This window comes from Raoultella sp. T31, from assembly GCF_002806725.1.
GTDB lineage: Bacteria > Pseudomonadota > Gammaproteobacteria > Enterobacterales > Enterobacteriaceae > Klebsiella > Klebsiella electrica.
Genome location: NZ_PIBO01000001.1, coordinates 141,065 through 154,250 on the forward strand (window position 1 = coordinate 141,065; position 13,186 = coordinate 154,250).

Below are 13,186 nucleotides of genomic sequence, written 5' to 3' on the forward strand. Positions count from 1 at the left end.
CCGGAATTTCAGCCGCCTCAGGCATAATGAAGAAAACTAAGGTTTAGTCCCGATTTGCAGCGCCAGCTCGCGAATAATGCCGGCGGTCATTCCCCAGACAAAATAGTGCTGATACCACGACAGCCAGACGCGATGCGAGTTGCCCCGGCGGTGAATGTCCAGCGGATGATAGCGCCCCAGACGCAGCGCTTCAGCGAGCGGCATCTCGAACACCGCGGCGACCTCATCCTGGCTGGCGTGATAGTGGAGATTTGGCGGAATGATGCCGACCACCGGCGTGACCTGGAAGCCGGTCACGCTGTCTACCGGCGGCAGCACGCCGATAATCTCGACCGCTTCGGGGGGAATGGCGACCTCTTCCTGCGCTTCACGCAGCGCGGCGGCAATCAGCGTGGCATCGGTAGCATCCACGGCGCCGCCGGGGAAGGCAACCTGACCGGCATGCTTGCGCAGCCGCGGCGAGCGTTGGGTCAACAGCAGCCCTGGCTGCGGACGACGAACGATAGGCACCAGCACCGCCGCCTGACGCTGATTCAGCGCATTGCGCGAGGGCTGCGGGCGCAGTAATTGAAAACGGGAAAGAAAGTCGTCCAGCTCAAGGGCGCCATCCGCCATGTTCTAGCTCTCCAGTTGTTGCAAAATTCGATTAACTTTATCAAACGTTTCCTGATATTCGGCCGCCTCTTCGCTGTCCGCCACGATGCCGCCGCCAGCGGAACAGTACAGCTGACCCTGCCAGGCCGTCAGCGTGCGAATAGTAATACTGGTATCCATATTGCCACACAGGCTCAGATAGCCGATACTGCCGCACCACGCATTGCGGCGCTGCGGTTCGAGCTCATCGATTATCTGCATCGCCCGCACTTTGGGCGCGCCAGTAATTGACCCGCCGGGGAAAGCCGCACGCAGCAGGTCGCTTCCGTGCAGATGGTCCGGCAGCCGGGCGGTAATGGTACTCACCAGATGGTGTACCGCCGGGAACGGCTCAACTACAAACAGCTCCGGGACCCGTACGCTACCGGCTTCGGCAACCCGACCGATATCATTGCGCATCAGATCGACAATCATCAAATTCTCCGCCCGATCTTTAGGCGAACGGGCCAGCTTCTGCGCCTGGCGGGCGTCCTGCTGCGGATCGGCCAGACGTGGCAGCGTGCCCTTAATCGGGCGGGTCTGAATCTCGCCCTGGTGAAGCCGGATAAAACGCTCCGGCGAAAGACTGAGTACGGCGCCATCCGGCAGACGAATAAAGGCGCTGAACGGCGCGCGATTGGCGCGGTTCAACTGGCAAAATGCCTGCCACTCATCGCCGCAGTAGCTGGCCTGAAAGCGCTGAGCCAGGTTGACCTGATAGCAGTCGCCGCTGTGCAGCCAGGCCTGAACCTGACGAAATTTTTCGCCATACTGTTCGCGGCTCATATTGGAGCGCCAGGCGGACGTCAGCGCAAACGGGGCGGTTGGCGCGGCACACTGCGCCTGCAGCCACCGCAGGCGGGCGTGCGGATCGCCATAGCTGAGCAGCGACACTTCGCCGCGCTGATGGTCGACAATCAGCGCCCAGTCATAGATACCGACGGCCATATCCGGCAGCGCGATATCCGCGATGGCGTGAGCAGGCAGGGATTCAAAACGGCGTCCCAAATCGTAGCCGAATAACCCCAGCGCGCCGCCGAGGAACGGCAGATGGGGATGGGCCTGCGGCTTTAACCCGCAGCGATCCAGCTGTGTCTGCAACAGCGCCAGCGGGTCGGCCGTGGAACGGCTCTGGGTCTGGCCGTCATCCACCACGGTTGTCTCGCCGTGGGTCAGCAGGGTCATGAGCGGATCGGCGACGATAATGTCAAAACGGTTATGCGGATGGTCAGCAAAACCAGAATGCAGCAGCATTGCCCACGGGGCTGTGCTTAAAGGAGTAAAGTAACGCTCGGCAGCATCCGGGTGCCATGGCAGGGTAATAATAGCGGGGGACAACATCTTCCTCGATCCTAATCGTCACCGTCCTCTGGAAAATCAGGCGGGCGGCATGAAATAATTACGCCACACAATGTAGCAGGAGTGAGTCATGTTTGCAGGTTTACCTTCGCTGAGCCACGAGCAGCAGCAAAAAGCGGTAGAACGTATTCAGGAGCTAATGGCCAACGGGATGAGTAGCGGTGAAGCTATTGCGCTGGTCGCGAGCGAACTGCGCGCCACGCATACCGGTGACCGGATCGTAGCGCGCTTTGAAGATGAAGACGAAGACGAGTAATTACACCGCGGCGATAATTTTAATTTCGACTTTGTATTCAGGCTTCATTAACGCGGCCTGAACGGTGCAGCGTACCGGGGCGTGACCGGCGACTACCCAGGCGTCCCAGGCTTTATTCATGGCGGCAAAATCGCTTTTGTCCGCGAGGAAAATGGTGGCATCAAGAATACGCGACTTGTTGCTACCCTGTTTTTCCAGCACGGCGTCAATCTGCGCCAGGGTGTTCGCGGTTTGCTCACAGGCATCCGCATCCAGGTTGGCCGGTACGCCGGTGTAGTAAAGGGTCTGGTTGTGGATGACGACATCAGACCAGCGGGCTTGCGCATCGATACGCGTAATTGTCATTTTCATTTCCTTCGGTTTTATTCCATCAGACAGCGGCAAGACTGCCATAATGTTCTGCCCACGTCACTACCCGGGCTGGTGAAACGACGCCCTCCCTGACATAATCACTGTCCAAATAACCAGGGGGCATTGTGATCGACGATTTTGCAGCAGATGGCCAGCTGGCCAACGCGATTCCGGGATTTAAACCACGCGAGCCGCAGCGCCAGATGGCGGTGGCGGTGACCCACGCCATAAAAGAGGCGCGGCCGCTGGTGGTGGAAGCCGGGACCGGTACCGGGAAGACATACGCCTACCTGGCGCCGGCGCTGCGCGCCAACAAAAAGGTGATCATCTCAACCGGTTCGAAAGCGTTGCAGGATCAGCTGTACAGCCGCGACCTGCCGACGGTGGCCAAAGCGCTGAATTTCACCGGCAGGCTGGCGCTGCTGAAAGGGCGGTCCAATTACCTGTGCCTTGAGCGTCTTGAACAACAGGCTCTGGCCGGCGGCGATCTGCCGGTGCAAACCCTGAGCGACGTCATTTTGCTGCGATCCTGGTCTAATCAAACCACCGATGGCGATATCAGCACCTGCGTCAGCGTCGCCGAAGACTCTCAGGCCTGGCCGCTGGTGACCAGCACCAATGATAACTGCCTCGGCAGCGACTGCCCGCTGTACAAAGATTGCTTCGTCGTCAAAGCGCGTAAAAAGGCGATGGATGCCGACGTGGTGGTGGTTAACCACCACCTTTTTCTTGCCGATATGGTGGTGAAAGAGAGCGGTTTCGCCGAGCTGATCCCCGAAGCGGAAGTGATGATCTTCGATGAAGCCCATCAGCTGCCGGATATCGCCAGTCAGTATTTTGGCCAGTCGCTCTCCAGTCGTCAGCTGCTGGATCTGGCGAAAGACATCACTATCGCCTACCGCACCGAGCTAAAAGATACCCAGCAGCTGCAAAAATGCGCCGACCGGCTGGCCCAGAGCGCGCAGGATTTCCGCCTGCAGCTCGGCGAGCCCGGCTATCGCGGCAACCTGCGCGATCTGCTGGCGGACAGCAACATTCAGCGGGCGCTGCTGCTGCTCGATGATGCGCTGGAGCTGTGCTATGACGTGGCAAAACTGTCTCTGGGACGCTCGGCGCTGCTGGATGCTGCCTTTGAACGCGCGACGCTCTACCGGGCGCGACTGAAGCGACTGAAAGAGATCAACCAGCCGGGCTTCAGCTACTGGTATGAATGCACTTCCCGCCACTTTACCCTGGCGCTGACGCCGTTGACGGTGGCCGAAAAATTTAAAGAGGTGATGGCGCAGAAGCCGGGGAGCTGGATTTTTACCTCCGCAACGCTGTCGGTCAACGACGATCTTCGGCATTTCACCGCGCGCCTTGGCATCGAAGAGGCGGAATCGCTGCTGCTGCCCAGCCCGTTCGATTACGCGCATCAGACGCTGCTCTGCGTGCCGCGCAACCTTCCGCTGCCGAATCAGCCCGGCGCCGCGCGACATCTGGCCGCGATGCTCAAACCGCTGATTGAAGCTAACGACGGCCGCTGCTTTATGCTGTGCACCTCGCACGCGATGATGCGCGATCTGGCGGAGCAGTTCCGCGCCACCATGACTTTACCGGTTCTGTTACAGGGTGAAACCAGTAAAGGGCAGCTGTTACAGCAGTTCGTCAGCGCCGGTAACGCTCTGCTGGTGGCGACCAGCAGCTTTTGGGAAGGGGTGGATGTGCGCGGCGATGCGCTATCGCTGGTGATTATCGATAAGCTGCCGTTTACCTCACCGGACGATCCGCTGCTGAAAGCGCGAATGGAAGACTGTCGCCTGCGCGGCGGCGATCCGTTTGACGAAGTCCAGCTGCCGGATGCGGTCATTACGCTGAAACAGGGGGTCGGGCGCCTGATCCGCGATATCGACGATCGCGGGGTGCTGGTAATTTGCGACAACCGGCTGGTGATGCGTCCCTATGGCGCCGTGTTCCTCGCCAGTCTGCCGCCAGCGCCGCGAACCCGCGATATCCGCCGGGCGGTGCGTTTCCTCGCCGTGCCGCCAGCGAGGTAATCTGGCGCAAAATGTGGTAAGCTGCGCGCCATTTTGTCAATCTGCTAGAGCGAGAGCGCGACAACTCATGCGAATTTTGGCTATCGATACCGCCACGGAGGCCTGCTCCGCGGCGCTGTGGAATGATGGCACCCTTTGTGCTCATTTCGAAATTTGTCCCCGTGAACATACCCAACGTATTCTGCCGCTGGTGCAGGATGTCCTGAACGAAAGCAATGTCTCACTGAGCGATCTGGATGCGCTGGCCTTCGGCCGCGGACCTGGCAGTTTTACCGGCGTGCGCATTGGCATTGGCATTGCTCAGGGGCTGGCGCTGGGGGCTGAACTGCCGATGATTGGCGTATCGACCCTGGCGACCATGGCACAGGGCGCATGGCGTAAAACCGGCGCAACCCGCGTACTGGCGGCCATCGACGCCCGAATGGGCGAAGTGTACTGGGCTGAATACCAGCGCGATGAGCAGGGCGTCTGGCACGGCGAAGAGAGCGAAGCGGTGCTGAAGCCTGACGCCGTTCGCGAACGTCTGCAACAGCTGGACGGCCGCTGGGCAACGGTCGGGACCGGCTGGCAAGCCTGGCCCGATCTGGCGCAGGAGACTACGCTGGTCTTAACCGACGGCGAGGTGACGCTACCGGCGGCGGAAGACATGCTGCCGCTGGCCTGCTACCTGCTGGCCGCCGGGAAAATCGTAGCCGTAGACCAGGCCGAACCGGTTTATTTGCGTAACGACGTGGCGTGGAAGAAACTTCCTGGCCGGGGATGAATCTCAGTAAACATAAGACTGAGAGAAGGAGTCGCATCATGGCGGGTCAAAACAAAGCAGTACGTTGGTTATTAGCGGGCGCCGTTGCCGTCGCGTTAAGTGGATGTGTGTCGGTGCCGGATGTGATTAAAGGCTCCAGCCCGACGCCGCAGCAAGATTTAGTTCGGGTCATGGCGGCGCCGCAGCTCTATGTTGGCCAGGAAGCTCGCTTCGGCGGTAAAGTCGTCAACATCCAGAATCAACAGGGTAAAACCCGTCTGGAAATCGCCACCGTTACGCTGGACAGCGGCGCGCGGCCTGAGCTGAACGAAGCGTCACGCGGGCGCATCTTCGCCGATGTGAACGGCTTCCTCGACCCGGTTGATTTCCGCGGACAACTGGTGACCGTCGTTGGCCCGATTACCGGCGTCGTGGACGGTAAAGTCGGCAGCACGCCGTACAAATTTATGCTGATGAATGCTACTGGCTATAAACGCTGGAACGTGGTGCAGCAGGTGGTTATGCCGCCGCAGCCTATCGACCCGTGGATGTTCGGCCCGCGCCCCTGGGGTTACGGTTATGGCAGCTGGGGCTGGTACAACCCGGGCCCTGCGGAAGTCAGAAGTGTTGTAACTGAATGATTTTGTAGTTTTGTAAGCTAAAAGAAACAGCGGCTTGTCCGCTGTTTCTTTATTTTTGGACTGATAAGAAAAATAAATAGTGACGCGCTTCGCAACCTGTAAAACGGCTAATTAATAAACTGGTACGCTGAGTTAATATAATGTTAACAGAATGTTTGTTGATCAGGGGCTGTGATGACGACGAATAACTATTTCAGAGGTGATGCAGTGAAAAAGGTTTGGCTAAACCGCTATCCCGCCGATGTTCCGGCGGAGATCAATCCTGACCGCTACCAATCCCTGGTTGAATTATTTGAACATGCCACCACGCGCTATGCTGACCAACCGGCGTTTATCAACATGGGCGAGGTAATGACCTACCGGAAGCTGGAGGAGCGCAGCCGGGCATTCGCCGCTTATCTCCAGCAGGGACTGGGGCTGCAAAAGGGCGATCGCGTCGCGCTGATGATGCCTAACCTGTTGCAATATCCCATCGCACTCTTCGGCATTCTGCGCGCGGGGATGATTGTGGTGAACGTCAATCCGCTGTATACGCCGCGCGAGCTTGAACATCAGCTCAATGACAGCGGGGCGACGGCGATTGTGATCGTCTCCAACTTCGCCCATACCCTGGAGAAAGTGGTCGGGAAAACCCAGGTGAAGCATGTGATCCTGACCCGGATGGGCGATCAGCTCTCAACGGCCAAAGGCACCCTGGTGAACTTCGTGGTGAAGTACATCAAGCGCCTGGTGCCGAAATATCACCTCCCCGATGCTATCTCTTTTCGCAGCGCGCTGCACGCCGGCTACCGTATGCAGTACGTTAAACCCGACATTGTCTGTGAAGATCTGGCTTTCCTGCAGTACACCGGCGGCACCACCGGCGTGGCGAAGGGGGCAATGCTCACCCACCGCAATATGCTGGCTAACCTCGAGCAGGTGAATGCCACCTACGGGCCGCTGCTGCATCGTGGGAAAGAGTTTGTCGTGACGGCGCTGCCGCTGTATCACATTTTTGCGCTGACCATGAACTGCCTGCTGTTCATTGAACTCGGCGGCCAGAACCTGCTGATTACCAACCCGCGTGATATTCCGGGGCTGGTGAAAGAGCTGGCAAAATATCCGTTTACCGCGATGACCGGGGTCAATACGCTATTCAACGCCTTGCTCAACAACAAAGAGTTTCAGCAGCTCGATTTCTCCTCTCTGCATCTTTCCGCTGGCGGCGGTATGCCGGTGCAGCAGGTGGTGGCCGAGCGGTGGGTTAAGCTCACCGGACAGTATCTGCTGGAGGGCTATGGTCTGACGGAGTGCGCTCCGCTGGTCAGCGTTAACCCGCATGATATTGACTATCACAGCGGCAGCATCGGTTTGCCGGTTCCGTCGACCGAAGCGAAGCTGGTGGACGATGATGATAATGACGTGCCGACGGGCATGCCCGGAGAGCTGTGTGTCAAAGGGCCGCAGGTGATGCTGGGCTACTGGCAGCGTCCCGATGCGACCGCAGAGATCATCAAAAACGGCTGGCTGCATACCGGCGATATTGCGGTGATGGATGATGAAGGCTTTTTGCGCATCGTCGATCGCAAAAAAGATATGATTCTGGTCTCCGGGTTTAACGTCTATCCGAACGAAATCGAAGATGTGGTGATGCAGCATTCGGGCGTGCAGGAGGTGGCTGCCGTTGGCGTACCGTCGGGCAGCAGCGGTGAAGCGGTGAAGATTTTCGTCGTCAAGAAAGACGCGTCGCTGACCGAAGAGGCGCTGATCGCCTTCTGCCGCCGCCAGCTGACCGGATACAAAGTACCGAAACTGGTTGAATTCCGTGATGAACTGCCGAAATCCAACGTGGGTAAAATTTTACGGCGAGAACTGCGTGACGAAGCCCGCGCTAAAGTAGACAATAAAGCCTAAGGTATACGAGAGTCGCCAGACGCCGGCTAAGCCGGCGTTTTTTATGGGCGCAAGTTAAGAGAGCATGATTTGAACTATCAGATGATCACCACCGACGATGGTCTTCGCGCCATCTGCGAAGCGGCAAGCACGGCACCCGCGATTGCGCTGGATACAGAATTTGTCCGCACCCGCACCTACTACCCGCAGCTGGGCCTGCTCCAGCTGTTTGACGGTGAGCAGGTTTCGCTGATTGACCCGCTGGAGATAACCGACTGGGCGCCGATGCGTGAGCTGCTGCTGAACAAAGACGTCACCAAGTACCTGCACGCTGGCAGTGAAGATCTGGAAGTATTCCTCAACACCTTCAACCTGATGCCGCAGCCGTTGATTGATACCCAGATTCTGGCCGCTTTTTGCGGGCGCCCGATGTCATGGGGATTTGCGTCGATGGTGGAAGAGTATACCGGCATTGCGCTGGATAAGAGCGAGTCGCGCACCGACTGGCTGGCTCGCCCGCTGACCTCGCGTCAGTGCGACTATGCGGCGGCGGATGTCTGGTATCTGCTGCCGATTGCCAGCAAGCTGATGGCGGAAACCGCGGGCGCGGGCTGGCTGGAGGCCGCACTGGACGAATGTCGTCTGATGCAGCAACGTCGTCAGGAAGTGCAGGACCCGGCGCAGGCGTGGCGTGATATCGGTAACGCCTGGCAGCTGCGCACCCGTCAACTGGGCTGTCTGCAACTGCTGGCGGAGTGGCGTTTACGTAAGGCGCGCGATCGCGATATGGCGGTCAATTTTGTCGTGCGTGAAGAGCATCTGTGGAACGTGGCGCGCTATATGCCGGGGAGTCTCGGTGAACTGGATAGCCTCGGCCTGTCCGGCAGCGAAATTCGCTTCCACGGTAAAACGCTGATAAGTCTGGTGGCGAAAGCCCAGGCGCTGCCTGAAGAGGCGCTGCCGGAGCCGCTGCAAAACCTGATTGATATGCCGGGCTACCGCAAGGTCTTTAAAGAGATTAAAGCGCTGGTGCAGGAAGTGAGTACCGAGAAGGGGCTGAGCGCAGAGCTGCTGGCATCAAGACGGCAGATTAACCAGCTGCTGAACTGGCACTGGCAGCTGAAAAGCGCAAACGGACGACCTGAGCTGATTTCCGGCTGGCGAAGCGACCTGATGGCCGATCGTCTGCAGGCGTTGTTAAGCGAATATCCGCGCTAAGCCGCAGCAAAAAGCCCGGACAGAGCATCCGGGCCGCTATACCCGTCAATCCGACCGCGCAAGGCGGTCGGGCTAATTGGGGTCAGGGTTTCGACTCTTCCGTTTCTGGCAAAGTCACGTTCAGCTCCAGAATCGAAATATCGCCATCCCGTTGTTCCAGCTGAACGCTGACCATTTCCGGGTCGATCTGTACATACTTACAAATCACTTCCAGAATATCTTTGCGTAACTGCGGCAGATAATGCGGTTCAGCGTCGCCGCGACGACGCTCCGCGACGATGATTTGCAGGCGCTCTTTCGCAATGTTGGCCGTGTTCTTTTTCCGCGAGAGAAAAAAGTCGAGTAATGCCATAATTTATCCTCCGAACAGGCGTTTGAGGAAACCTTTCTTCTCTTCTTCAATGAAGCGGAAAGGACGTTCTTCTCCGAGCAGACGTTCTACCGTATCGGCATAAGCCTTACCTGCGTCTGACGCGTCATCCAGGATAACCGGCTCACCCTGGTTTGACGCCCGCAGCACGGACTGATCTTCCGGGATAACGCCGACCAGATTGATGCGCAGGATTTCCAGAACATCTTCCATGCTCAACATGTCGCCTTTGTTCACACGACCAGGGTTGTAGCGCGTCAGCAGCAGGTGTTCTTTGATCGGCTCATCGCCATTTTCCGCGCGGCGGGATTTGGAGGCGAGGATACCGAGGATACGGTCGGAGTCACGAACGGAGGAGACTTCCGGGTTGGTGGTGATGATGGCTTCGTCGGCAAAATAGAGCGCCATCAGCGCACCGGTTTCGATGCCCGCAGGGGAATCGCAGACCACAAAATCGAAGTCCATCTTTTTCAGTTCTTCGAGAACTTTATCGACACCTTCGCGGGTCAGCGCATCTTTATCGCGCGTCTGGGAAGCGGGGAGGATATAGAGATTGTCGGTGCGTTTATCTTTGATTAACGCCTGATTCAGCGTGGCATCACCCTGAATCACGTTGACGAAGTCATAAACCACCCGACGTTCGCAGCCCATAATCAGGTCGAGGTTACGCAGACCGATATCAAAGTCGATAACGACAGTTTTCTTTCCCTTCTGGGCCAAACCGGTAGCGATGGCCGCGCTGGAGGTGGTCTTGCCAACGCCCCCTTTACCCGAAGTCACAACAATAATGCGTGCCATAGAAATTCCTTGTTAAAAAGGGACTAACTCAACGGTTGAATAGTCAAAGCGGTATCACCCAGACGCAGGCGGGCCGCTTTGCCATAAAATTCGGCCGGGATATTATCACTCAGCCAGTATTCCCCTGCGATGGAAACCAGTTCCGCCGTGAGGTGTGAACAAAATATTTGCGCTTCTCTGTCGCCGCCTGCGCCCGCGAGTGCACGTCCCCGCATCATGCCATAAACATGGATGTTACCATCGGCAATAAGTTCCGCACCGGCACTCACATGATTTGTAACAATGAGATCACAGTTTGGTGCATAAATGCGCTGACCGGAACGTACCGGCAGATCAATTAAACGCGTTTTTGTGACCGGATTAACAACTGGCGGCGGCGCAACCGGCTCTGGCGGCGCCTGGCGGGGGATTTTTTCTTTCCCTTCCGTCAGTAAAGGAATCCCGGTACGGTCGATTTCCGTTTTGAGCCGCGGGATTTTACACCCGCTCACGCCCATAATTCGTAAACCGGTGCTGACAATGGCTTCATGCATAGGGTGCCAGTCAACATCGTTTTCGACGTTGCTGATATTCACAACGACCGGAGCATGACGTAAAAAAGCGGGAGCCTGGGCGATCTTGTCTTCTAACGCCTGACGAATAACCTCGGGATTTGCGTCGTGCAAATGAACGACAGATAAGGTGAAGCTACTGCCCTTAAGTTCGATTGGCGTATTTGACATCCTGGCCTTACTCAATTTGCTGTTTATCACCCGCCGAAGTGCGGTGATATTCCGAAGACTAAAAGGCATGTTATAGTCACTCATATATTGAGGCAAGTGACCACGGGTCTAATTCCGAGTAAAACTATGTTTTGTGTGATCTATCGAAGTACTAAACGTGAACAAACCTATTTATATGTCGAAAAAAGGGACGATTTTTCACGCGTTCCTGGCGAACTGATGGCCAGCTTCGGTACGCCGCAGATGACCATGCTTTTACCGCTCGACGGACAGAAGAAGCTTGCTGGTGCCGATCTGGAAAAAGTCAAACAGTCGCTGATTGATCAGGGCTACTATCTTCAACTTCCTCCTCCGACTGAGAATCTACTGAAGAAACACCTGGCGGAACAGGGGAATAAATCTGATTAACCCACCGAGGGAAAATAATGTACCAACATCATAACTGGCAGGGAGCATTACTGGATTACCCGGTAAGTAAAGTCGTTTGCGTGGGCAGCAATTATGCAAACCACATTAAGGAAATGGGCAGTGCAATGCCGGAAGAACCGGTGCTGTTTATTAAACCTGAGACGGCGCTATGCGATATCCGCCAGCCGTTGGTGCTCCCCGAAGGATTGGGTTCGGTGCATCATGAAGTTGAACTGGCGGTGCTGATTGGCGGTACGCTGCGCCAGGCGACGGAAGAACACGTCCTGAAAGCGATCGCCGGTTACGGCGTGGCGCTGGATCTTACCCTGCGCGATCTGCAGGGCAAGATGAAAAAAGCCGGCCAGCCGTGGGAAAAAGCCAAGGGCTTTGATAATTCCTGCCCGGTATCCGGTTTTATCCCGGCGGCGGAATTTCATGGCGACCCGCAAAATACCCCGCTGAGCCTGAAAGTGAACGGCAGCGTTCGCCAGCAGGGAACGACGGCTGATATGATCCATAAAATCGTCCCGCTGATTGCCTATATGTCGCGTTTCTTTACGCTCAAAGCCGGCGATATCATCCTGACCGGCACGCCAGAAGGCGTCGGGCCGCTCGGCAGCGGCGATGAACTGGACGTTGGCTTTAATGGTCTGACGCTCGCCACCCGCGTACTGTAACGACCTTTTGCCGCCTTTACCGGCGGCAAAACTTGCATCAGCGTGCCAGACTGGTTATAAGGTGCACCCTGAATGGCAATGACGGATATCCCCTATGAGCGAACAACCTTTCTGGCAACACAAAACACTCGATGAAATGACCGATGCAGAGTGGGAATCACTGTGCGACGGCTGCGGACAGTGCTGCCTGCATAAGCTGATGGATGAGGATACGGACGAGATCTATTTCACCAATGTCGCCTGTCGTCAGTTAAATATTAAAACCTGCCAGTGCCGTAACTATGAACGACGTTTCGAGTATGAGCCGGACTGCATCAAACTGACGCGCGACAATCTGCCGACGTTCGAATGGTTGCCGCCGACCTGCGCCTATCGTCTGCTGGCGGAAGGGCAGCCTCTGCCGCACTGGCACCCGCTGCTGAGCGGCTCGAAAGCGGCGATGCACGGCGAACGTATCTCCGTGCGCCATATTGCGGTAAAAGAAGAGACGGTGCGCGACTGGCAGGACCATATCCTCAATAAGCCCGACTGGGCGCAGTGAGGCATTAAGATGCACGGGGAAAGTGGTTACTGATTTTTTGCCTGGGACATCGCCGGGGCAAACCGCGTAATTTGCATTGAGCATTGCCATTTGATGACGGTGGTTATCCACCCTCCCTTTGCCGCCAACGTAGTTAACCCTCTGTGCAGATGTGTACCCCCTCGCTGAGGCGATGAAGCAGGGGGGGACTCTCCCCCGACAGGAACGCCCGCCCGTCTTGTAAAGCGCAAGACGCTGCGGTTGCCGCTTTGCCGAACGTCGCTCAACGAGTGGACATTATTTATCAGTACTGCCGCCCCGCACCTGTATCCGGATAGCGTGCTCTGTCCGCGGGCGTCAAATGCCCTATTGAATAGTTATCTCCTTGTACCAGAATGGACTGCCTCCCCCGGCAGGCGCTCCTGTTGTAAGTATCCCGCTGAACCGGACCGTTCACTTTTAGAGATCTTCCAACATACTGATTCTGTCCCGTAGACTCGCTCAGCCAGCGTATTCTGATAACAGTCATCACCATCTGTCATTGAACAGGTTATCCTGTTTTTTCATCTGTGCATTTTGTTTC

The 13,186-nt window shown here is 56.8% G+C and carries 15 protein-coding genes; 9 read left to right on the forward strand and 6 right to left on the reverse strand.

Translation table 11 applies throughout. The features are described 5' to 3' along the window. Positions 1-36: 36 nt before the first annotated feature. Positions 37-615, reverse strand: a complete 579-nt coding sequence (locus tag CWM52_RS00725) for a CoA pyrophosphatase (RefSeq protein ID WP_100682342.1) — start codon at positions 613-615, stop codon at positions 37-39. Positions 616-618: 3 nt separating this feature from the next. Continuing rightward, on the reverse strand, positions 619-1,974 hold the full coding sequence (pabB, locus tag CWM52_RS00730) for an aminodeoxychorismate synthase component 1 (protein WP_100682343.1): 1,356 nt from the start codon (positions 1,972-1,974) through the stop codon (positions 619-621). Between the two features lie 88 nt (positions 1,975-2,062). On the opposite strand from pabB, the gene CWM52_RS00735 reads away from it, so the two are divergent. Next, complete coding sequence (locus CWM52_RS00735; protein ID WP_004863886.1) at positions 2,063-2,248, forward strand: YoaH family protein; 186 nt, start codon at positions 2,063-2,065, stop codon at positions 2,246-2,248. Here the strand turns inward: CWM52_RS00735 and CWM52_RS00740 are convergent, their stop codons facing one another. Continuing rightward, a complete protein-coding gene (locus CWM52_RS00740) occupies positions 2,249-2,593 on the reverse strand; it encodes a RidA family protein (protein ID WP_100682344.1) in 345 nt (114 codons plus the stop codon). Between the two features lie 131 nt (positions 2,594-2,724). Between CWM52_RS00740 and CWM52_RS00745 the strand changes: the two genes are divergently transcribed. From CWM52_RS00745 to rnd, 5 genes are all read left to right on the forward strand, one after another. Next, positions 2,725-4,635: an ATP-dependent DNA helicase gene (locus tag CWM52_RS00745; protein ID WP_100682345.1), complete on the forward strand. Its 1,911-nt coding sequence runs from the start codon at positions 2,725-2,727 to the stop codon at positions 4,633-4,635. Positions 4,636-4,702: 67 nt separating this feature from the next. Beyond that, positions 4,703-5,398, forward strand: coding sequence for a tRNA (adenosine(37)-N6)-threonylcarbamoyltransferase complex dimerization subunit type 1 TsaB (gene tsaB, locus CWM52_RS00750; protein ID WP_100682346.1), 696 nt, complete (start codon positions 4,703-4,705; stop codon positions 5,396-5,398). Between the two features lie 38 nt (positions 5,399-5,436). Further along, positions 5,437-6,018 (forward strand): Slp family lipoprotein, encoded by a 582-nt coding sequence (locus CWM52_RS00755; protein WP_100682347.1) that lies wholly within the window; start codon positions 5,437-5,439, stop codon positions 6,016-6,018. Positions 6,019-6,225: 207 nt separating this feature from the next. Continuing rightward, the gene (gene fadD, locus CWM52_RS00760; RefSeq protein ID WP_100682466.1) at positions 6,226-7,911 is read left to right on the forward strand and encodes a long-chain-fatty-acid--CoA ligase FadD; all 1,686 of its coding nucleotides are present in this window, start codon (positions 6,226-6,228) and stop codon (positions 7,909-7,911) included. An 81-nt stretch (positions 7,912-7,992) separates the two neighbouring features. After that, positions 7,993-9,108, forward strand: a complete 1,116-nt coding sequence (gene rnd / locus CWM52_RS00765) for a ribonuclease D (protein ID WP_165785328.1) — start codon at positions 7,993-7,995, stop codon at positions 9,106-9,108. A gap of 82 nt (positions 9,109-9,190) precedes the next feature. On the opposite strand, the gene minE is transcribed toward rnd, so the two are convergent. The 3 genes from minE to minC are packed head-to-tail and all read right to left on the reverse strand — an operon-like array spanning position 9,191 to position 10,998. Beyond that, on the reverse strand, positions 9,191-9,460 hold the full coding sequence (gene minE / locus CWM52_RS00770; protein WP_004103270.1) for a cell division topological specificity factor MinE: 270 nt from the start codon (positions 9,458-9,460) through the stop codon (positions 9,191-9,193). A gap of 3 nt (positions 9,461-9,463) precedes the next feature. Beyond that, entirely contained in the window at positions 9,464-10,276 is an 813-nt protein-coding gene (gene minD / locus CWM52_RS00775; protein WP_100682349.1) for a septum site-determining protein MinD, read from the reverse strand. A 23-nt stretch (positions 10,277-10,299) separates the two neighbouring features. Beyond that, complete coding sequence (minC, locus tag CWM52_RS00780) at positions 10,300-10,998, reverse strand: septum site-determining protein MinC (RefSeq protein WP_100682350.1); 699 nt, start codon at positions 10,996-10,998, stop codon at positions 10,300-10,302. 126 nt (positions 10,999-11,124) lie between these two features. On the opposite strand from minC, the gene CWM52_RS00785 reads away from it, so the two are divergent. From CWM52_RS00785 to CWM52_RS00795, 3 genes are all read left to right on the forward strand, one after another. Then, positions 11,125-11,406 (forward strand): YcgL domain-containing protein, encoded by a 282-nt coding sequence (locus CWM52_RS00785; RefSeq protein ID WP_100682351.1) that lies wholly within the window; start codon positions 11,125-11,127, stop codon positions 11,404-11,406. A gap of 17 nt (positions 11,407-11,423) precedes the next feature. Next, on the forward strand, positions 11,424-12,083 hold the full coding sequence (locus CWM52_RS00790; RefSeq protein WP_100682352.1) for a fumarylacetoacetate hydrolase family protein: 660 nt from the start codon (positions 11,424-11,426) through the stop codon (positions 12,081-12,083). 94 nt (positions 12,084-12,177) lie between these two features. Beyond that, complete coding sequence (locus CWM52_RS00795) at positions 12,178-12,624, forward strand: YcgN family cysteine cluster protein (RefSeq protein ID WP_100682353.1); 447 nt, start codon at positions 12,178-12,180, stop codon at positions 12,622-12,624. Positions 12,625-13,186: the final 562 nt, after the last annotated feature.